General features: G+C 68.6%; 16 protein-coding genes and 1 rRNA gene. 13 read left to right on the forward strand and 4 right to left on the reverse strand.

The genetic code is table 11. The annotated features are described in order from the left end of the window. Window positions 1-32 precede the first annotated feature (32 nt). From mycP to OG462_RS31375, 3 genes are all read left to right on the forward strand, one after another. Window positions 33-1,151, forward strand: coding sequence for a type VII secretion-associated serine protease mycosin (gene mycP, locus OG462_RS31365; protein ID WP_406066803.1), 1,119 nt, complete (start codon window positions 33-35; stop codon window positions 1,149-1,151). 190 nt (window positions 1,152-1,341) lie between these two features. Further along, entirely contained in the window at window positions 1,342-1,692 is a 351-nt protein-coding gene (locus OG462_RS31370) for a WXG100 family type VII secretion target (RefSeq protein ID WP_406062738.1), read from the forward strand. Between the two features lie 53 nt (window positions 1,693-1,745). Beyond that, the gene (locus tag OG462_RS31375) at window positions 1,746-2,036 is read left to right on the forward strand and encodes a WXG100 family type VII secretion target (protein WP_384898524.1); all 291 of its coding nucleotides are present in this window, start codon (window positions 1,746-1,748) and stop codon (window positions 2,034-2,036) included. Window positions 2,037-2,102: 66 nt separating this feature from the next. Here OG462_RS31375 and OG462_RS31380 read toward each other — a convergent pair whose 3' ends face one another. Together OG462_RS31380 and eccCa are read right to left on the reverse strand one after the other, a co-directional pair. Beyond that, complete coding sequence (locus OG462_RS31380; RefSeq protein WP_406062740.1) at window positions 2,103-2,396, reverse strand: DUF397 domain-containing protein; 294 nt, start codon at window positions 2,394-2,396, stop codon at window positions 2,103-2,105. 85 nt (window positions 2,397-2,481) lie between these two features. After that, complete coding sequence (gene eccCa / locus OG462_RS31385) at window positions 2,482-6,435, reverse strand: type VII secretion protein EccCa (RefSeq protein WP_406062742.1); 3,954 nt, start codon at window positions 6,433-6,435, stop codon at window positions 2,482-2,484. Window positions 6,436-6,618: 183 nt separating this feature from the next. On the opposite strand from eccCa, the gene eccD reads away from it, so the two are divergent. The 6 genes from eccD (at window position 6,619) to OG462_RS31415 (ending at window position 13,750) form a co-directional block, all read left to right on the forward strand. After that, entirely contained in the window at window positions 6,619-8,097 is a 1,479-nt protein-coding gene (gene eccD, locus OG462_RS31390) for a type VII secretion integral membrane protein EccD (protein WP_406062744.1), read from the forward strand. Between the two features lie 234 nt (window positions 8,098-8,331). Beyond that, entirely contained in the window at window positions 8,332-8,622 is a 291-nt protein-coding gene (rpsO, locus tag OG462_RS31395) for a 30S ribosomal protein S15 (RefSeq protein ID WP_406062745.1), read from the forward strand. 293 nt (window positions 8,623-8,915) lie between these two features. Further along, window positions 8,916-11,135, forward strand: a complete 2,220-nt coding sequence (locus tag OG462_RS31400; RefSeq protein ID WP_406062747.1) for a polyribonucleotide nucleotidyltransferase — start codon at window positions 8,916-8,918, stop codon at window positions 11,133-11,135. Next, entirely contained in the window at window positions 11,132-12,511 is a 1,380-nt protein-coding gene (locus OG462_RS31405; RefSeq protein ID WP_406062749.1) for a M16 family metallopeptidase, read from the forward strand. Before OG462_RS31400 ends, OG462_RS31405 begins: the two co-directional genes overlap by 4 nt. 25 nt (window positions 12,512-12,536) lie before the next feature. Then, complete coding sequence (gene dapB, locus OG462_RS31410) at window positions 12,537-13,289, forward strand: 4-hydroxy-tetrahydrodipicolinate reductase (RefSeq protein WP_406062751.1); 753 nt, start codon at window positions 12,537-12,539, stop codon at window positions 13,287-13,289. 5 nt (window positions 13,290-13,294) lie between these two features. Continuing rightward, the gene (locus tag OG462_RS31415) at window positions 13,295-13,750 is read left to right on the forward strand and encodes a tetratricopeptide repeat protein (RefSeq protein WP_406062753.1); all 456 of its coding nucleotides are present in this window, start codon (window positions 13,295-13,297) and stop codon (window positions 13,748-13,750) included. Here the strand turns inward: OG462_RS31415 and OG462_RS31420 are convergent. Then, window positions 13,740-14,300: a hypothetical protein gene (locus OG462_RS31420; RefSeq protein WP_406062754.1), complete on the reverse strand. Its 561-nt coding sequence runs from the start codon at window positions 14,298-14,300 to the stop codon at window positions 13,740-13,742. The genes OG462_RS31415 and OG462_RS31420 overlap by 11 nt on opposite strands. Window positions 14,301-14,354: 54 nt before the next feature. After that, window positions 14,355-14,594, reverse strand: coding sequence for a hypothetical protein (locus OG462_RS31425; RefSeq protein ID WP_406062756.1), 240 nt, complete (start codon window positions 14,592-14,594; stop codon window positions 14,355-14,357). 154 nt (window positions 14,595-14,748) lie between these two features. Here OG462_RS31425 and thyX point away from each other — a divergent pair, with 154 nt between their 5' ends. The 4 genes from thyX (at window position 14,749) to OG462_RS31445 (ending at window position 20,391) form a co-directional block, all read left to right on the forward strand. Further along, window positions 14,749-15,489 (forward strand): FAD-dependent thymidylate synthase, encoded by a 741-nt coding sequence (gene thyX, locus OG462_RS31430; protein ID WP_406062758.1) that lies wholly within the window; start codon window positions 14,749-14,751, stop codon window positions 15,487-15,489. Between the two features lie 179 nt (window positions 15,490-15,668). Further along, window positions 15,669-16,568, forward strand: coding sequence for a 4-hydroxy-tetrahydrodipicolinate synthase (gene dapA / locus OG462_RS31435; protein ID WP_406062760.1), 900 nt, complete (start codon window positions 15,669-15,671; stop codon window positions 16,566-16,568). 99 nt (window positions 16,569-16,667) lie between these two features. Beyond that, window positions 16,668-18,353, forward strand: coding sequence for a ribonuclease J (locus OG462_RS31440; protein WP_318207585.1), 1,686 nt, complete (start codon window positions 16,668-16,670; stop codon window positions 18,351-18,353). 512 nt (window positions 18,354-18,865) lie between these two features. Further along, a 16S ribosomal RNA gene (locus OG462_RS31445) occupies window positions 18,866-20,391 on the forward strand. The last annotated feature ends 178 nt before the right edge of the window (window positions 20,392-20,569 follow it).

Here is a 20,569-nt window from a genome sequence, read left to right on the forward strand (position 1 = left end):
TCCTCGACGGCAGCGGCGAGTGCACCTTCCCCATGAAGAAGCAGATCGAGGGCACCCCCTGGCCGCTCCAGCGGGTCCTCCTCGACGAGCTGTGGCAGGACACCAAGGGCAAGGGCGTCAGGGTCGCGGTCATCGACACGGGCGTCGACGACGTCAACCCGCAGCTGAAGACCGCAGTCGACGCCAAGGCGGGCAAGGACTACCTCAAGCCCGACAAGGAGAACCCCGGCTTCGGCGACGAGCAGCGCGGCAAGACCGACGGCACCGTCGACCAGGTCGGCCACGGCACCAAGGTCGCCGGCATCATCGCCGCCCGCCCCCGCCAGGGCACCGGCTTCGTCGGTCTGGCGCCCGAGGCGACGATCATCCCGATCCGGCAGAACGACGAGAAGAACAGCGGCAAGGCCGACACGATGGCGGAGGCCATCAAGTGGGCCGTCGCCAAGGGCGCCCACGTCATCAACATCTCGCAGGACACCACCCAGCGCCTCGGCCCCGAGTCGGCGATGGCCAAGGCGGTGGCCGAGGCCATCAAGAACGACGTCGTCGTCGTCGCCTCCGCCGGCAACGACGGCATGGACGGCACCTTCAAGAAGACCTACCCGGCCTCCTTCCCCGGCGTTCTCGCCGTCGCCTCCTCCGACCGGAACAACGAGCGTGCCGTGTTCTCCCAGGCCGGCGACTTCGTGGGCGTCGCCGCCCCCGGCGTCGACATGGTCTCCACGGTCCCCGGCGGCGGCCAGTGCGTCGACAACGGCACCAGCTTCTCCGCGCCGTACGTCGCCGGTGTCGCCGCCCTGCTCCGCGCCGAGCACAAGGACTGGAGCGCGGCCCAGATCGTCGCCCGGATCGAGCAGACCGCCGTCCGCTCGGTCAACGGGCGCGACAACTACGTCGGCTGGGGCGTGGTCGACCCGGTGCGGGCGCTCGCCGACGTCCCCGGGACGCCGCCGTCCGCGCCCACGGCCGACCCCGGCCCGCCCAAGCCGCCGGCTCCCGAGCCGGCCCGTCTGGCACTGTCGGAGACGCCGCAGGAGCGCTCCGAACGGCTTGCCACCTACACGTTGGGGATCGGTGTCATCCTGGTGGCCGTGGTCGCCGGGAGTGCCATCGTGATCCGCGACAGCCGCCGCAGAAGGGGGGCTCGTTGACCCGCGCATCGGTCAAGTATCCCGACTCTCCTTTGCAGTTGGAACTGCCGCCGTCAATGGCTAAAGTGACCGCTGGGCGTACGACAGTGCGATCCCATCACGGGGGCGGCATCAGAAGATTCCCGTCCGCATCACGACCGGATGGCCCGACGGCCCAGCCGTCGACGTCACCGAAGGAAGAAGGGGCAAGATGTCGAAAGACCTGAACGTAACCAGTGCCGAACAAGTCAAGCTCGCCGGCCGGATCCAGGACTTCTCCGACGAGCTCCAGTCCCGCATCACCTCCCTCAACGGCGTGGTCGACCGCGTCCAGGCGGGCTGGCAGGGCGCTGCGAGCAAGGAGTACGACCGGGTCCAGAACGACCTGAACCAGCGTCTGCGCAGCATGCGTGCCGAGCTCAGCAAGCTCGAGGAGATCATGCGCATGAGCGCCGACGGGTTCTCGCAGGAGGAGGAGGACCGTCTGCGGTCCTTCCGCACGATGGACAACAGCGGCTCCGGCGGCGGCGGCGGCAGCCAGAGCGCCATCCTCGGCGTCTGAGCCACCAGCTCGAACCAGTCCTCCGCGCCACTCTCACTTCAGGAGTCAACACCATGACCACTGCGGTCAATTACGACACCGTGACGCAGGCGGCGGCCGACACCCGCCTGACCTCCAGCACCCTCACCCAGAAGCTCGACGACCTCATGGCCGAGGTCAACCGTGTCGCCTCCAACTGGGAAGGCGAGGCGAAGGTCGCCTACCGCGAGAGCCAGGACCGCCTGACCCGCGACATGGCCGGCATGAACCAGGACCTGGCGCGTATCGCCCAGCTCCTCGACGAGTCGGTCGTGGGCTACCAGGACACCGACAAGGGCAACGCCGCCCGGTTCCGCATGATGTGAGTCCCTGCGGACAGGCGTGAGGGGGTGGCCCGTCGTACGGGCCACCCCCTCACGTGCGTCCGCGGGTCACCGCAGGTCGAACTCGCCGTCCCTGGCCCCGAGGACGAACGCGTCCCACTCGGCCTTCGTGTACCGCAGCACCGTCTCCTTGTCGAGGGACGAACGCATCGCCACCGCCCCCTCGGGGAGCCGGGCGATCTCCACCCGCTCCTCGTCCGGGGTCGTCCCGGGAGCGCCCTCCCACGCGACGCCGGAGATGTCGAGCGCGTACAGCTCGTCCTTCTGGCGCTGCTTCTCGGCGGCCAGAGCGCTGTCGGCGGCGCTGTCGGCGCTGGTCGTGCTGGTGTCGGCGTCGGTCATCGGCGCGTTCCCTTCGCGGTGGTACGGCGGTCCCTCCCACAGTAGTGGGACCGCCGTACCCGATCAGCGGGAAATCCCGCGCCCGTCAGTGCTGTTCCGGCAGCCAGCCCAGCTGCACCAGCGGCGTGCCGCGCTTCCGCGACACGAACGTGCCCCGGCCCTGAGGCATCGGCCGCGCCCGGACGCCGCCCAGGATGTCGCCCTCCTGCGGATCGCCGGAGAGGAGCACGCCCTGCGCGCCCAGCTCCCTCATGCGCTGCATGAACGGCTCGTACATCGCCCGTGAGGCACCGGCCTGGCTGCGCGCCACGATGAACCGGATGCCGACGTCCCGCGCGAACGGCAGGTTCTCCACCAGGACCGCCAGCGGGTTCCCCGAGTTGGTGGCCACCAGCTCGAAGTCGTCGACGAGGACGAACAGTTGCGGACCCGTCCACCAACTGCGGTCCCGCAGCTGCTGCGGTGTGATGTCGGGCTTGGGCGCGCGCTTCGTCATCACCGTGTTGATCGCGTCCATGTGCATCTGCATGGCGGAGGCCATCGGCGCGTACTCCAGGAGGTGCGAGGGCGCGACCGCCTCCAGCATCGTGCGCCGGTAGTCACCCACCACGATCCGCGCCTGCTCCGGCGTGTACCGCTCGCACAGCTGCTTGGCGATGAGCCGGAGCAGCGCCGTCTTGCCGGACTCGCTCTCGCCGAAGACCAGGAAGAACGGGTCCGACTCGAAGTCGACGAACACCGGCTCCAGGTTCGTCTCGTCGATACCGATCGCGATGCCGTGCTGCGGGTACTCGAAGCCCTTCGGGAGCCGCTCGGCCGGCAGCTTGCGCGGCAGCAGCCGCACCGCGGGGGCCGGAGCCCCGGTCCAGGACGCCTGCACCGACCGTACGAACGCCCCCGTGCCGTCCGACAGGTCGACGGCCGAACTCGATCCGTCGATCCGCGGCAGTGCCCCCATGAAGTGCAGCTTCTCCGGCACCTGGCCGCGACCCGGCACGCCGGGCGGCACGTTCGCCGCGACCTTGCGGTCGAACTCGGAGTCCATGACGTCACCGAGCCGCAGTTCGAGCCGGCCCAGCATCTGGTCCTTGAGCGCCGCCCGCACCTCCATGTACCGGGAGGCGGTGATCACCACATGGATGCCGTAGCCGAGACCGCGCGCCGCGATGTCGGCGACGATCGGCTCCAGCATGTCGTAGTCGTTGCGGAAGCCGCCCCAGCCGTCCACGACCAGGAAGACATCGCCCCAGGCCTCGCCCGGCAGTTCGCCCGCGGCCCGCTTGCGCCGGTAGGTCGCGATGGAGTCGATGGAGTGCGAGCGGAAGAACTCCTCGCGCCGGTTCAGTACGCCCATCACCTCGGCGACCGTACGCCGCACCCGCTCCGGGTCCAGCCGGGACGCCACCCCGCCGACGTGCGGCAGATCGGCGAGCGAGATCATGCCGCCGCCACCGAAGTCCAGGCAGTAGAACTGCACCTCGGCCGGGGTGTGGGTGAGCGCGAACGACGAGATCAGCGTCCGCATGATCGTCGACTTGCCGGACTGCGGACCGCCGACCACCATCATGTGACCGGCCGCGCCCGAGAAGTCCCGGTACAGCACCTCACGCCGCTGCTCGAACGGCTTGTCGATGAGGCCGAGCGGCACCGTGAGCCCGCCCTGACGCGTGTACTCGGTCGCCGTGAGCCCCCGGTCCGCGGTCTGCGCGAGACCCGGGAGCAGCTGGTCCAGCGACGGCGCCTGGTCGAGCGGCGGCAGCCACACCTGGTGCGCCGGCACCCCCTGACCCTCCAGGCGGCGCACGATCACGTCGAGGACGGTGTCCGCGAGCGCGTCGTCCTCCTCGGCCCGCCGCTCCGCGAGATACGCCGGGTCCGGCGCCGCGTACACGACCGGCACCGGCGACGCCGTGAACAGCGCGGGACGCCGCTCCACCGGCATCTGCCCGATCTCCAGGCGCGGCCCGCCCGTGCGGTACGTGCCCGAGACGTACGCCGCCTTGAAGCGGGTCATCTCGTCCGTACCGAACTTCAGATAGCCCGAACCCGGCACCGAGGGCAGGTGGTACGCGTCCGGCACACCGATCGCCGTCCGCGACTCCGCCGCCGAGAAGGTCCGCAGACCGATCCGGTACGAGAGGTACGTGTCCAGGCCGCGCAGCTTGCCCTCCTCAAGGCGCTGCGAGGCGAGCAGCAGATGCACACCCAGGGAGCGGCCGATGCGGCCGATCTGGATGAACATGTCGATGAAGTCCGGCTTGGCGGTGAGGAGTTCGGAGAACTCGTCGATCACAAGGACCAGCGAGGCCAGCGGTTCGAGCGGGGCACCCGCCGCACGCGCCTTCTCGTAGTCGTGGATGTTGGCGTAGTTGCCGGCCGACCGCAGCAGCTCCTGGCGCCGCTGCAGCTCACCACGGATCGCGTCGCCCATGCGGTCGACGAGCGTCAGGTCGTCCGACAGGTTGGTGATGACCGCCGCCACGTGCGGCATCTGCGACATGCCCGCGAAGGTCGCGCCGCCCTTGAAGTCCGCGAGGACGAAGTTCAGCGTCTCCGAGGAGTGCGTCACCGCGAGACCGAGCACCAGCGTCCGCAGCAGCTCCGACTTTCCGGAACCCGTGGCGCCGACGCACAGACCGTGCGGGCCCATGCCCTCCTGCGCGGCCTCCTTGAGGTCCAGCATGACCGGCTGGCCGTCCTCGCCGACACCGATCGGCACCCGGAGCCGTTCGGCCACCGAGCGGGGCCGCCAGGTCCGTGCCACGTCCACCGAGGCCGCGTCGCCCAGGTTCAGCAGATCCGTGAAGTCCAGATTGGCCAGCAGCGGCTCGTCGTCGTCCCCGCCGCCCATCTTCAGCGGCGCCAGCTGGCGTGCCAGGGCCTCCGCCGCGGGCAGCGAGACGCCGTCCGGCAGCCCCTCGTACGCGAAGCCGCCGCCCGACTCCAGACGCAGCCGGCCCGGCCGTACCACCACCGAGAGACCACCGCGCGGCTCGTCGAGGTCGCCGGAGACGACCTCCACGATCGTCACGCCCTGGAGGCCCTCGGGCGCCGCGAGCAGCGAGTCCGGCGGCACCATCCCACCGTCGAGCACCACGACCACGTGCGGCTGGTCCAGGACCGGCTGGTTGTCCCGGGAGAACCGCGGCCGGCCGTCGAGCTTCGAGCGGACCAGGTTCTCCAGCTCGCCGAGGTCGTCACCGAACAGCCGCTTCGTACCGGCCCCGTCGACCTGCCCGGGCACCTGCGTGTGCGGCAGCCACTTCGTCCAGTCCCAGCGCTCCTGCGCCGGCCGGGCCGCGACCACGGCGAGCATCAGGTCGTCGGGGGAGTGCAGGGTCACCAGCTGCGCCACCAGGGCACGCGCCGCCGCCTGCGCCGACTCCGGCTCACCCGACACCGTCACGTGGTAGAACGCCCGCATCGAGACCGCCATCGGCAGCCCGTCCAAGGTGCCGTGCACCGCGAGGAACTGCTGCATCGCACCCGCGCACAGCGGCTCCAGCTCGTCCACCGGAGCCGTGTCCGGCGCCACGAGCGGCGTCGCCAACTGCTGCGCCCCGAGCCCGATCCGCGCCTGCCCGAAGTCATGGTCGCCGACCCGGCGCTCCCAGACCCGCGAGCCCTCGGCCACGACCGACCACAACTGCTCGGGGGACGGGTGCAGATACAGCTGCGCGTCCCGCTGCTTGCGGGCCGTGCGCCGCACCGTACGACGGGTCTGCGCGAGGTATTTGAGGTAGTCGCGGCGGACATCGGACATTTGCCCCTGCGTACCGCGACGGAATCTGACGAACTGGGCGACGGCCATCGCGACCGTCGACGCCAGCATCAGAGTGCCCATGATCCGCATGATCGGGGACGGCGTCATGAAGAAGAAAACGACCGAGGAGCCCATGCCGAGCATCGGCAGGAGCTGCATCAACGCCGACTCCTGCTGTCCCCGCGGGAGTTCCGGCGGAGACTCCAGGATCAGTTCCTCACCGGGCACTTCCGGCGGAAGTGACCTCGGCGGGCGTTTGACGACGATCTGGCTCACCGGCGCATCAATCCCTCGTTGGAGGCGGGCTCGTGGCGGGAGCATCCGCTCGGCACCCCTGTCGGCAGCCGGGCGTACGGACTTCCCCCATGGGACGGCGATCCTACTTGCAGCCCCCACCCGCCGTCCCCGGTAGGGTGGCGCGCGCATCGTGCGCAACCGCGAATCAGGGGGTCCAGACACGTGAGTACGACCGCAGCGACCGGTTTCTGCCGCGTCACCGTCGTGGCGCCGGACAGCCGCATCGACGTCGCGCTCCCCGAGGACATCGCCGTCGCCGACGTCTACCCGGAGATCCTGCGACTCACCGGACAGACACAGGCCGCCGGTACCCCCACGGGTTACCACCTGGTCCGCCGGGACGGATCCGTCCTCGACGGGGCCCGCACCCTCGCGGCCCAGCAGGTCCTCGACGGCGAGGTGCTCTCCCTGCGCCCGTTCGCCCAGTCCCTGCCGCCGGCCGTCTACGACGACGTGTCCGACGCCGTCGCCTCCGCCGTCACCCGCGACCGGCACCTGTGGGGCGACGAGCTGCTGCGCGGCGCCGGACTCCTCGGCGGCGTGCTGCTCCTCGTCCTGATGGGCTTCGTGCTCTGGTTCGCCGACCCGATCCGGCACGACATGCACAGCCTGCCCGGGATCATCGCGGGCGCCGCCGGATTCCTTCTCACCGCCTTCGCCGGAGTACGCGCCCGCGTGTACGGCGACCGGGCCACCGCCGTCGCCCTCGGCCTCGGCGCGCTGCCGCTGCTGCTCATCGCCGGCTCCGGCATCGTCGGCCCCGACCTCGGCCAGGGCCCCGGCCGCCTGCAGTTCCTGCTCGGCTCCGTGACCGTCCTCGTCGCCTCGGTGGCCCTCGTCGCGCTGACCCCCAGTGGAGACGCGCCCTTCGTCGCCGCCACGTTCCTCGCCACCGTCGGCACCCTCGCCACCTTCGTGGCGATCCTCACCGAGTCCACCGCCACCGAGACGGCCGCCGTCTGCGCCCCCGTCGCCATCGGCCTCGTCGCGTTCCTGCCCGGCCTCTCGGTCCGCTTCGCCCGGTTGCCCATCGGCTACGCCGCCCCGCGCAGCGCCGCCGACGACGAGTTCCTCGGCGACCCGCAGCAGCCGGCAGGCGAGGAAGGCCAGCCCGTCGACGGGGAGCGCATCGCGCTCCAGGCCCGCCGCGGCCACGAGATGCTCCTCGGTCTGGTCGGGGGCTGCGCCGCCGTCGTCGTCGGCTCCGCCGCCGTCCTCGGCTTCGCCGGAAACGTCTGGGGCCAGCTCCTCGCCCTCGCCGCCGGCCTGGCGATGCTGCTCCGCGCCCGCCTCTTCCGCTACACCTCGCAGGTCGTCTGCGTCCTGGTCGCCGGCATCGCCGCCATCGCGCTGCTCGTCCTCGGCCTCTCCCTCAACCCGCCGGCCGACCTGGTCAAGGACCTCCTCATGTACGGGGACCGGGGCGGCCTGGACATCCGTACGATCTGGCTCACCGCGTCCGTCGCCGCCGGAGCCTCGCTGATCACCGCGATCGGCCTGATCATCCCGAGGAAGGGCCTCTCCCCGTTCTGGGGCCGCCTCCTCGACCTGGCCGAGGGCTTCGTCCTGCTCTCCCTCGTCCCGCTCTGCCTCGCCGTCCTCGACGTCTTCTCGACGGTCCGCTCCCTCACCAGCAAGTAGGGAACGGGGCCGGGGGAGCCCAGGAGGGCGGACGTCGCCCTCCTGGGGCGCTCCGGCGAGCTGGTACGCTGTGTGACGGCCGTTTGTGTACGCGCTTCCGGAAGACCCCCGACATCGTCGGGAAGCATCTGGGAGCTGCGCTCATCGGACCTTCGCCCGCCGAGTCACGGAAGCTTCCCCTGAGATCAAGACCAGGGGCACTCGCGGGCGCACGAACACCTAGAGGAGATCCGCGTGGCTCTCGACGCCGCTGTCAAGAAGCAGATCATGACCGAGTTCGGCCAGAAGGAGGGCGACACCGGCTCCCCCGAGGTCCAGGTCGCCATGCTTTCCCGTCGCATCTCGGACCTGACCGAGCACCTCAAGCAGCACAAGCACGACCACCACTCCCGTCGTGGTCTGCTGATCCTGGTCGGCCAGCGCCGCCGCCTGCTGCAGTACCTGGCCAAGAAGGACATCGCGCGCTTCCGTACGCTCGTGGACCGCCTCGGCATCCGCCGCGGTGCGGCCGGCGGCGCCAAGTAATCCATTTCATGGAGAACGCTGCGAAGGGAGCGGTTCCCACTTTCAGGGGGCCGCTCCCTTTGCTGTACGTGCACAAAGTGTGCGCACCGGCTTAGTCTGGTCGCACAACCCCATACGACGAGCGAGAAGCCGCCGGCCAGCCGCCGGTCCTCGGTAGTGGCCCCCGGACGAATCACCGGGTGCTTCGATCGAAGACCGGCCCGCACCCGAGGCGCGCCTCTCCGCCGCCGTCGCCACCGTCCCCGGCCACACGGGCCCTGGACGCAAAGACGAACACGTAGGAGAAACCACTAGTGGAGAACGAGACCCACTACGCCGAGGCCGTCATCGACAACGGCACCTTCGGTACCCGCACCATCCGCTTCGAGACCGGCCGTCTGGCCAAGCAGGCCGCCGGCTCCGCCGTCGCCTACCTGGACGACGACACGATGGTCCTCTCGGCGACCACCGCCTCGAAGCGCCCCAAGGACCAGCTCGACTTCTTCCCCCTCACGGTGGACGTCGAGGAGCGGCAGTACGCGGCCGGCAAGATCCCCGGCTCCTTCTTCCGCCGGGAGGGCCGCCCCTCCGAGGACGCGATCCTCACCTGCCGCCTGATCGACCGCCCGCTGCGCCCCTCCTTCAAGAAGGGCCTGCGCAACGAGATCCAGATCGTCGAGACGATCATGGCGCTCAACCCCGACCACCTGTACGACGTGGTCGCGATCAACGCCGCCTCCGCTTCCACGATCCTGGCGGGCCTGCCCTTCTCCGGCCCCATCGGCGCCACCCGCGTCGCCCTGATCAAGGGCCAGTGGGTCGCCTTCCCGACGCACACCGAGCTCGAGGACGCGGTCTTCGACATGGTGGTCGCCGGTCGCGTCCTGGAGGACGGCGACGTCGCGATCATGATGGTCGAGGCCGAGGCCACCGAGAAGACCATCCAGCTCGTCGCGGACGGCGCGGAGGCTCCCACCGAGGAGATCGTCGCCGCCGGCCTCGAAGCCGCGAAGCCCTTCATCAAGACCCTCTGCAAGGCCCAGTCGGACCTCGCCGCCAAGGCCGCCAAGCCCACCGGCGAGTTCCCGGTCTTCCTGGACTACCAGGACGACGTCCTGGAGGCGCTCACCGCCGCCGTCAAGGGTGAGCTCACCAAGGCGCTCACCATCGCCGGCAAGCAGGACCGCGAGGCCGAGCTCGACCGCATCAAGGAGGTCGCCGCCGAGAAGCTTCTGCCGGCCTTCGAGGGCCGCGAGAAGGAGATCTCGGGTGCCTACCGCGCGCTGACCAAGAAGCTGGTCCGCGAGCGCGTCATCAAGGACAAGGTCCGCATCGACGGCCGTGGCCTCACGGACATCCGTACGCTCGCGGCCGAGGTCGAGGCCATCCCGCGCGTGCACGGCTCGGCGCTCTTCGAGCGTGGCGAGACCCAGATCCTGGGCGTCACCACCCTCAACATGCTCCGTATGGAGCAGCAGCTGGACACCCTCTCCCCGGTGACCCGCAAGCGCTACATGCACAACTACAACTTCCCGCCGTACTCCGTCGGTGAGACCGGCCGCGTGGGCTCGCCCAAGCGCCGTGAGATCGGCCACGGCGCGCTCGCCGAGCGCGCCATCGTGCCGGTGCTGCCGACGCGCGAGGAGTTCCCCTACGCGATCCGCCAGGTGTCCGAGGCCCTCGGTTCCAACGGTTCGACGTCGATGGGCTCGGTCTGCGCCTCCACCATGTCGCTGCTGAACGCCGGTGTGCCGCTGAAGGCCGCCGTCGCCGGTATCGCCATGGGTCTGATCTCCGAGGAGATCGACGGCCAGACGCACTACGTCGCCCTCACCGACATCCTCGGTGCCGAGGACGCGTTCGGCGACATGGACTTCAAGGTCGCCGGCACGAAGCAGTTCGTGACCGCCCTCCAGCTCGACACCAAGCTCGACGGCATCCCCGCCTCGGTCCTGGCCGCCGCGCTGAAGCAGGCCCGTGACGCTCGTCTGCACATCCTCGACGTGATGAACGAGGCGATCGACGTTCCGGACGAGATGTCCCCGAACGCGCCGCGCATCATCACCGTCAAGATCCCGGTGGACAAGATCGGTGAGGTCATCGGCCCCAAGGGCAAGATGATCAACCAGATCCAGGAGGACACCGGCGCCGACATCACGATCGAGGACGACGGCACCATCTACATCGGTGCCCAGCAGGGCTCGCAGGCTGAGGCCGCCCGCGCCACGATCAACGCGATCGCCAACCCGACCATGCCGGAGGTCGGCGAGCGCTACCTGGGTACGGTCGTCAAGACCACCACCTTCGGTGCCTTCGTCTCCCTCATGCCCGGCAAGGACGGCCTGCTGCACATCTCGCAGATCCGCAAGCTCGCCGGTGGCAAGCGCGTGGAGAACGTCGAGGACGTGCTCGCGATCGGCTCCAAGGTCCAGGTCGAGATCGCCGAGATCGACCAGCGCGGCAAGCTGTCCCTGATCCCCGTGATCGCGGACGAGGACGCTGCCGAGGGTGACAAGGACGACGCTGCCAAGTGACGTCCCGTAGTTCCCGCGCGACGGCCCGCCCCTCTTCGGAGGGGCGGGCCGTCGCCCGTACCCAAACGCTTCTTCCGGGCAAGGACGGCATCGGCACGGTCCGCCGTACGACCCTCCCCGGCGGCCTCCGGATCGTCACCGAGACCCTCCCCTCCGTGCGCTCCGCCACCTTCGGCATCTGGGCGCACGTCGGATCCCGCGACGAGACCCCCGCGCTCAACGGCGCCACCCACTACCTGGAGCACCTCCTCTTCAAGGGCACCCACAAGCGGTCCGCCCTCGACATCTCCGCCGCGATCGACGCGGTCGGCGGCGAGATGAACGCCTTCACGGCGAAGGAGTACACCTGCTACTACGCCAGGGTCCTCGACACCGACCTGCCGCTGGCGATCGACGTCGTCTGCGACATGCTCACGGGCTCGCTCATCCGCGACGAGGACGTGGACGCCGAACGGGGCGTCATCCTCGAAGAGATCGCGATGACCGAGGACGACCCCGGTGACGTCGTGCACGAGCTGTTCGCGCAGACCATGTTCGGCGACACCCCGCTGGGCCGCCCGGTCCTCGGCACCGTCGACACGGTCAACGCGCTCACCCGCGGCCAGATCGCCCGCTTCTACAAGAAGCACTACGACCCGACCCACCTGGTCGTCGCCGCCGCGGGCAACGTCGACCACGCCACGGTGGTACGCCAGGTCCGCCGCGCCTTCGAGAAGGCCGGCGCCCTCACCCGTACCGACGCCGTCCCCGTCGCCCCTCGCGACGGCCTGCGCACCCTGCGCGCGGCGGGCCGCGTCGAGCTCCTGAACCGCAAGACCGAGCAGGCCCACGTGGTCCTCGGCATGCCGGGTCTGGCCCGCACCGACGAGCGCCGCTGGGCCCTCGGCGTACTGAACACCGCCCTCGGCGGCGGCATGTCCTCCCGCCTCTTCCAGGAGGTCCGCGAGAAGCGCGGTCTGGCCTACAGCGTGTACTCGTACACCTCGGGCTTCGCCGACTGCGGCCTCTTCGGGGTGTACGCGGGTTGCCGGCCGGGGCAGGTCCACGACGTCCTGAAGATCTGCCGCGACGAGCTCGCCAAGGTCGCCTCCGAGGGCCTCACGGACGACGAGATCGCCCGCGCCGTCGGTCAGCTCTCCGGTTCGACCGTGCTCGGTCTCGAAGACACCGGCGCGCTGATGAACCGCATCGGCAAGAGCGAGCTGTGCTGGGGCACCCAGATGTCGGTCGACGACATGCTGGACCGGATCGCGGCCGTCACCCCGGACGAGGTCCGGGAGGTCGCCCGCGATGTACTGGATCAGCGGCCCTCGCTCTCGGTGATCGGCCCGCTGAAGGACAAGCAGGCGGACCGCCTCCACCAAGCGGTCTCCTGACCCACAAGTCCCCTAAGGAAGAGCAATGAGCAAGCTGCGCGTGGCGGTCCTCGGTGCACAGGGCCGTATCGGCTCCGAGGCCGTGAAGGCCGTCGAGGCCGCCGAGGACATGGAACTGGTCGCGGCCCTCGGCCGCGGCGACAAGCTGGAGCGCCTCGTCGAGGCGGACGCCCAGGTCGTCGTCGAGCTGACCACCCCCGCCTCGGTCATGGAGAACCTCGACTTCTGCGTGCGCCACGGCATCCACGCGGTCGTCGGCACCACCGGCTGGACCGAGGAGCGCCTCGCGCAGCTGCGGACCTGGCTCGCCGCCTCCCCGGAGACCGGCGTCCTCATCGCTCCGAACTTCTCCATCGGCGCGGTCCTCACGATGAAGTTCGCCCAGATCGCGGCCCCGTACTTCGAATCCGTCGAGGTCGTCGAACTGCACCACCCGCACAAGGTGGACGCCCCCTCCGGCACCGCCGCCCGGACGGCGCAGCTGATCGCCGCCGCCCGTGCCGAGGCCGGTCTCGGCGCCCAGCCGGACGCGACCGCGACCGCCCTGGACGGCGCGCGCGGCGCGGACGTCGACGGCGTCCGTGTCCACTCGGTACGTCTGGCGGGCCTCCTGGCCCACCAGGAGGTACTGCTCGGCGGCGAGGGCGAGACGCTCACGGTCCGCCACGACTCGCTGCACCACTCCAGCTTCATGCCGGGCATCCTTCTGGGCGCCCGCCGTGTCACCAGCACTCCGGGCCTCACCTTCGGCCTGGAAAACTTCCTGGACCTGGGCTGACGGCCATGGGCGGAAAGATCACGTACGTCTTCCTGGCCACCGTCCTCGTCCTCGTCTTCGGCGTGGTGGCGATGGAGGGCGTCCTCCTGCTCCTCACGGGGGAGCCCGCCGCCATGGGGATGGGCGCGGTGGCGTTCCTGCTGCCCGCGGTCGGCGGCTGGTTCCTCTGGAAGAACACCCGGTTCGCCCGCCAGGCGGGCCGCCTCGCCACCGAACTGGAGGCGGAGGGCGGCCTGCCCGTCGACGAGCTGAAGCGGACGGAGGGCGGCCGGATCGACCGCGACTCGGCCGACGAGGTCTTCGCCCGGCGCAAGGCCGAGACGGAGGACACCCCGGACGACTGGCGCTGCTGGTTCCGGCTCGCGGTCGCCTATCACGACGCCCGAGACACGCCCCGGGCGCGCAAGGCGATGCAGAGGGCGATCGCCCTCCACGAGGGGCGTCCGGTCGTCAGCGTGTAGCGGCCGGGGCGACGCCGTACTCGGCGTTCCAGGCCTCGACCGTGTCGGCCGCCCGGTCGAAGGCCTCGACACGGGAGAGGAAGTCGGCGTTGTGGTCGGTGAGCAGCATCAGCGGCTCACCACCCTGCCGGCCGAGCACCAGGGCCTGGCCCTGGACGGTACGGGGGAGCCCCAGCCAGCGCACGGGCTGCTGCACGGTCCGGACGGAGGTCACCTTCGTCCACGGCACGGTGACGGTCGTGAGGAAGGCAACGCGGCGGATCCCGGCGCGGCTCACCCAGGTGCCCATGCGGAGCATCCGCAGGGCGGCCAGGATGACGACCACCGCGGTGGCCAGGGTGGCGGCCCCGCCGCTGAAGCCGCCGGCCGCGGTGATGATCACCGCGGCGAGGAGCACGAACGAGGCCAGCAGCAGCGAGAGCGCCGCCGCCCCGACGCGCCAGGACCCCGGCCGGTACGGACGACGCCACTGGTCGTGGTCGTCGAACGGCAGGGCGACGTGGTCGGTCGTGTCAAAAGCACGGTCGGCCGTCAGAAAGGGCAGGGGCACGACAGGTCCTCACTCACAGGCACGCTCGAAGGGGCAGTGCCCGGTGAGGCTACCTCAGCGGTTGTCGGAGGCTTCGGACTGCTGCTGGCTCCGGGCGGAGTCGCCCGACTGCAGCGACGGCATCCCGAAGATCAGCGAGCCCACGAGGCCGGCGACGACGGTCAGTCCGATCAGGGTACGGCCCACGATCTGTGAGGCGCCGAGGCGCTCCCGGGGTGGCGGAGTGACGTTACTGCGGAAGTGGTCGGCCTCCGCGACGAACGCGAACGGTACGGCCTCTCGCCGGCGGAACATCAGAGCCACTCTCCTCGGTAGTCGTCATGCGTCACAGGTAGAGACGACAGAACCGGGGTTTTGGTGCCCTATTTCACCAAAGCGGCCGAATCTCATCCTCCGGTAGGACGTCGTTAGAGTGGGCGACTGCAACAGCCGATTGGAAGGACCGCTGGTGACCGACAGCCCCACCGAGAACGTGAAGATCGACTTCCGGAGCGACGTCACCGTTGATCTGGTCAAGAGCGCGGCGGCCGACTCCGACGTCCTCTGGGCGGCCCGGGTCTCCACGGCCGGCGAGCAGTCCCTCGAAGAGCTCCAGAAGGACCCGGAGCGCTCGAAGGGCCTCATCAACTACCTGATGCGGGACCGCCACGGCAGCCCCTTCGAGCACAACTCGATGACGTTCTTCATCAGCGCCCCGATCTTCGTGTTCCGCGAGTTCATGCGGCACCGCGTCGGCTGGTCGTACAACGAGGAATCGGGCCGCTACAGGGAGCTCCAGCCGGTCTTCTACGTCCCGGACACCTCCCGCAAGCTCGTCCAGGAGGGCCGCCCCGGCAAGTACGTCTTCGTCGACGGCACCCAGGAGCAGCACGACCTGGTCAGCCGCACGATGGAGGAGTCGTACCGTCAGGCGTACGCCACCTACCAGGAGATGCTGGCCGCCGGCGTCGCCCGCGAGGTCGCCCGTTCGGTCCTCCCGGTCGGTCTCTTCTCCTCGATGTACGCCACCTGCAACGCCCGCTCGCTGATGCACTTCCTCGGCCTGCGCACCCAGCACGAGCTCGCCGCGGTCCCGTCCTTCCCGCAGCGGGAGATCGAGATGGTCGGCGAAAAGATGGAGGAGCACTGGGCCCGGCTGATGCCGCTGACCCACGCCGCCTTCAACAAGAACGGCCGTGTGGCCCCATAGGGCACAGATGTCCGAACGCCTCGCGCGAAGTGTCCGTATTGCGACGTTTCACGAAGTTCATCTAGGCTGATCAAACGGACCCGGCGCTGCCTGAACCCCCGAGCAGGCAGCGCCGGGCTCCTCTTCTTCCTGTCCCCCTAGGGGACACCCGGCGCTGAGCAGCGAGTAGCGTGTTACCCATGGCTCCGATCTCCACTCCGCAGACCCCCTTCGGGCGGGTCCTCACCGCTATGGTCACGCCCTTCACGGCGGACGGCGCACTCGACCTCGACGGTGCCCAGCGACTGGCCACCCACCTGGTGGACGCAGGCAACGACGGCCTCGTCGTCAACGGCACCACCGGCGAGTCCCCCACCACCAGCGACGCGGAGAAATCGGAGCTGGTACGAGCGGTACTGGAGGCGGTCGGCGACCGCGCCCACATCGTGGCCGGCATCGGCACCAACGACACCCACCACTCCATCGAGCTCGCCCGCACCGCCGAGCGCGACGGTGCACACGGCCTGCTCGCCGTCACGCCGTACTACAGCAAGCCCCCGCAGGAGGGCCTGTACCGGCACTTCTCGGCCATCGCCGACGCCACCGAGCTCCCGGTGATGCTCTACGACATCCCCGGCCGCAGCGGCGTCCCGATCGACACCGAGACGATCGTCCGGCTCGCCGAGCACCCGCGCATCGTCGCCAACAAGGACGCCAAGGGCGACCTCGGCCGCGCCAGCTGGGCCATCGCCCGCTCCGACCTCGCCTGGTACTCCGGCGACGACATGCTCAACCTGCCCCTGCTCTCCGTCGGCGCCTGCGGCTTCGTCTCCGTCGTGGGCCACGTCGTCACCCCGGAGCTCCGCGCCCTCCTCGACGCCCACCTGGGCGGCGAGGTCCAGAAGGCCACCGAGATCCACCAGAAGCTGCTCCCGGTGTACACCGGTATGTTCCGCACCCAGGGCGTCATGACGACCAAGGCCGCCCTCGCCCTCCAGGGCCTCCCGGCCGGCCCCCTGCGGCCGCCGCTCGTGGAGCTCTCCCTGGAGGAGACCGAGCAGCTCAAGGTCGACCTGGCCGCCGGCGGGGTAGAGCTCTGACAACGGACTTCACAACTGAACACTGACAACAGCAAGTGCACGAATGTCATGCGCGCCACGTGCCGAGGGGTACGTGGCGTGCGTGGTGAGGAGAGTCTTTTGAGTCATCCGCATCCTGAACTCGGCGCCCCGCCGAAGCTGCCGAAGGGCGCCCTGCGCGTCATCCCGCTCGGCGGGCTCGGTGAGATCGGCCGGAACATGACGGTCTTCGAATTCGACGGCCGTCTGCTCATCGTCGACTGCGGCGTCCTCTTCCCCGAGGAGGAGCAGCCCGGCGTCGACCTGATCCTGCCGGACTTCACCATCATCCGGGACCGTCTCGACGACATCGAAGGCATCGTGCTCACGCACGGCCACGAGGACCACATCGGTGCCGTCCCCTACCTGCTCCGGCTCAAGCCGGACATCCCGCTCATCGGCTCCAAGCTGACCCTCGCCCTGATCGAGGCCAAGCTCCAGGAGCACCGCATCCGCCCCTACACCCTTGAGGTGAAGGAGGGCGACCGGGAGGTCCTGGGCTCGTTCGACTGCGAGTTCATCGCGGTCAACCACTCCATCCCGGACGCGCTCGCGGTCGCGATCCGCACCCCCGCGGGCATGGCCGTCGCCACCGGCGACTTCAAGATGGACCAGCTCCCGCTGGACGGCCGCCTCACCGACCTGCACGCGTTCGCGCGGCTCAGCGAGGAGGGCATCGACCTCCTGCTGTCCGACTCGACGAACGCCGAGGTCCCGGGCTTCGTCCCGCCGGAGAAGGACATCTCCAACGTCCTGCGCACGGTCTTCGCGAACGCCCAGAAGCGCATCATCGTGGCCAGCTTCGCCAGCCACGTGCACCGCATCCAGCAGATCCTCGACGCTGCCCACGAGTACGGCCGCCGGGTCGCCTTCGTCGGCCGCTCGATGGTCCGCAACATGGGCATCGCCCGCGACCTGGGCTACCTCCGGGTCCCGGCCGGCCTCGTCGTGGACGTGAAGACCCTCGACGACCTGCCGGACGACGAGGTCGTGCTCGTCTGCACGGGTTCCCAGGGCGAGCCGATGGCGGCCCTGTCCCGCATGGCGAACCGCGACCACCAGATCCGGATCGTCCCCGGCGACACCGTGATCCTGGCCTCGTCGCTGATCCCGGGCAACGAGAACGCGGTCTACCGCGTGATCAACGGCCTGACCCGCTGGGGCGCGAACGTCGTCCACAAGGGCAACGCCAAGGTCCACGTCTCGGGCCACGCCTCGGCCGGCGAGCTGCTGTACTTCTACAACATCTGCCGCCCGAAGAACCTCATGCCGGTCCACGGCGAATGGCGCCACCTCCGCGCCAACGCCGAGCTCGGCGCGATGACGGGTATCCCCAAGGACCACATCGTCATCGCCGAGGACGGCGTCGTCGTCGACCTGGTCGACGGCCGCGCCCGGATCACCGGCAAGGTCCAGGCGGGTTACGTGTACGTCGACGGCCTCTCGGTCGGCGACGTCACCGAGGTGCACCTCAAGGACCGCCGCATCCTCGGCGAAGAGGGCATCATCTCGGTCTTCGTCGTGGTCGACTCCTCGACCGGCAAGATCGTGGGCGGCCCGAACGTCCACGCCCGTGGCTCCGGCATCGACGACGCCGCGTTCGACGCGGTGCTCCCGAAGATCGACCAGGCGCTCAACAAGTCGTTCCAGGACGGCGTCGTGGAACCCCACCAGCTCCAGCAGCTGATCCGCCGCAGCGTCGGCAAGTGGGTCTCCGACACCTACCGCCGGCGACCGATGATCCTCCCGGTCGTCGTAGAGGTCTGACCAGCGCAACACCGGAGCGGGGCCCCTCGATTTGCATCGGGGCGCCCCGCTCCAGTACGTTTACGGCTCCGCCAGAACGGGAAGCCCCGGCGCCGACGTGCGCCTGAACGCTTCACCGGGAGGCGGGAAAACCGACTCAGATTCTCTGATAAAGTCGGAAACGCCGAAAGGCCCCCGGAGTGAAAACAAAAGGGACCGGAAAGCACCGAGGAAATCGGATCGGAAAGATCTGATAGAGTCGGAAACGCAAGAACGAAGGGAAGCCCGGAGGAAAGCCCGAGAGGGTGAGTACAAAGGAAGCGTCCGTTCCTTGAGAACTCAACAGCGTGCCAAAAATCAACGCCAGATTAGTTGATACCCCGTCCATCTTCGGATGGCGAGGTTCCTTTGAAAGTCCTGCTGGCCCTTGTGGCGGGTAGGCAACATACACAGCGAGGACGCTGTGGACAGTCGGCCTTATTCCGGCCTGACTGTCCCGCTCAACGCGAGTGTCACCCGATTACGGGTAAACATTCACGGAGAGTTTGATCCTGGCTCAGGACGAACGCTGGCGGCGTGCTTAACACATGCAAGTCGAACGATGAAGCCCTTCGGGGTGGATTAGTGGCGAACGGGTGAGTAACACGTGGGCAATCTGCCCTTCACTCTGGGACAAGCCCTGGAAACGGGGTCTAATACCGGATAACACCGGCTTCCGCATGGGAGCTGGTTGAAAGCTCCGGCGGTGAAGGATGAGCCCGCGGCCTATCAGCTTGTTGGTGGGGTAATGGCCTACCAAGGCGACGACGGGTAGCCGGCCTGAGAGGGCGACCGGCCACACTGGGACTGAGACACGGCCCAGACTCCTACGGGAGGCAGCAGTGGGGAATATTGCACAATGGGCGAAAGCCTGATGCAGCGACGCCGCGTGAGGGATGACGGCCTTCGGGTTGTAAACCTCTTTCAGCAGGGAAGAAGCGAAAGTGACGGTACCTGCAGAAGAAGCGCCGGCTAACTACGTGCCAGCAGCCGCGGTAATACGTAGGGCGCAAGCGTTGTCCGGAATTATTGGGCGTAAAGAGCTCGTAGGCGGCTTGTCACGTCGGGTGTGAAAGCCCGGGGCTTAACCCCGGGTCTGCATCCGATACGGGCAGGCTAGAGTGTGGTAGGGGAGATCGGAATTCCTGGTGTAGCGGTGAAATGCGCAGATATCAGGAGGAACACCGGTGGCGAAGGCGGATCTCTGGGCCATTACTGACGCTGAGGAGCGAAAGCGTGGGGAGCGAACAGGATTAGATACCCTGGTAGTCCACGCCGTAAACGTTGGGAACTAGGTGTTGGCGACATTCCACGTCGTCGGTGCCGCAGCTAACGCATTAAGTTCCCCGCCTGGGGAGTACGGCCGCAAGGCTAAAACTCAAAGGAATTGACGGGGGCCCGCACAAGCAGCGGAGCATGTGGCTTAATTCGACGCAACGCGAAGAACCTTACCAAGGCTTGACATATACCGGAAAGCATTAGAGATAGTGCCCCCCTTGTGGTCGGTATACAGGTGGTGCATGGCTGTCGTCAGCTCGTGTCGTGAGATGTTGGGTTAAGTCCCGCAACGAGCGCAACCCTTGTCCTGTGTTGCCAGCATGCCCTTCGGGGTGATGGGGACTCACAGGAGACCGCCGGGGTCAACTCGGAGGAAGGTGGGGACGACGTCAAGTCATCATGCCCCTTATGTCTTGGGCTGCACACGTGCTACAATGGCCGGTACAAAGAGCTGCGATGCCGCGAGGCGGAGCGAATCTCAAAAAGCCGGTCTCAGTTCGGATTGGGGTCTGCAACTCGACCCCATGAAGTCGGAGTTGCTAGTAATCGCAGATCAGCATTGCTGCGGTGAATACGTTCCCGGGCCTTGTACACACCGCCCGTCACGTCACGAAAGTCGGTAACACCCGAAGCCGGTGGCCCAACCCCTTGTGGGAGGGAGCTGTCGAAGGTGGGACTGGCGATTGGGACGAAGTCGTAACAAGGTAGCCGTACCGGAAGGTGCGGCTGGATCACCTCCTTTCTAAGGAGCACAGTACCGATTGCAGGCAAATGTTCTGCACGGTCAGCTCATGGGTGGAACGTTGATTAGTTGGCACAGTCTCTCTCCGAGAAATCGTTAGTACTGCTTCGGCGTGGAAAACGGGATCGAGGAACGGACTGTGCTTGGCACGTTGTTGGGTATCTGAGGGTACGGCCGT

The sequence above is a fragment of the Streptomyces sp. NBC_01077 genome, assembly GCF_045162855.1.
GTDB lineage: Bacteria > Actinomycetota > Actinomycetes > Streptomycetales > Streptomycetaceae > Streptomyces.

Bases quoted from the DNA above. Each gene is read 5' to 3' on its own strand.
- mycP (WP_406066803.1), top strand. From the start codon at position 33: ATGAAGAAGCAGATCGAGGGCACCCCCTGGCCGCTCCAGCGGGTCCTC.
- OG462_RS31370 (WP_406062738.1), top strand. From the start codon at position 1,342: ATGTCGAAAGACCTGAACGTAACCAGTGCCGAACAAGTCAAGCTCGCC.
- OG462_RS31375 (WP_384898524.1), top strand. From the start codon at position 1,746: ATGACCACTGCGGTCAATTACGACACCGTGACGCAGGCGGCGGCCGAC.
- OG462_RS31380 (WP_406062740.1), bottom strand. From the start codon at position 2,396: ATGACCGACGCCGACACCAGCACGACCAGCGCCGACAGCGCCGCCGAC.
- dapB (WP_406062751.1), top strand. From the start codon at position 12,537: ATGAGCAAGCTGCGCGTGGCGGTCCTCGGTGCACAGGGCCGTATCGGC.
- OG462_RS31415 (WP_406062753.1), top strand. From the start codon at position 13,295: ATGGGCGGAAAGATCACGTACGTCTTCCTGGCCACCGTCCTCGTCCTC.
- OG462_RS31425 (WP_406062756.1), bottom strand. From the start codon at position 14,594: ATGTTCCGCCGGCGAGAGGCCGTACCGTTCGCGTTCGTCGCGGAGGCC.
- dapA (WP_406062760.1), top strand. From the start codon at position 15,669: ATGGCTCCGATCTCCACTCCGCAGACCCCCTTCGGGCGGGTCCTCACC.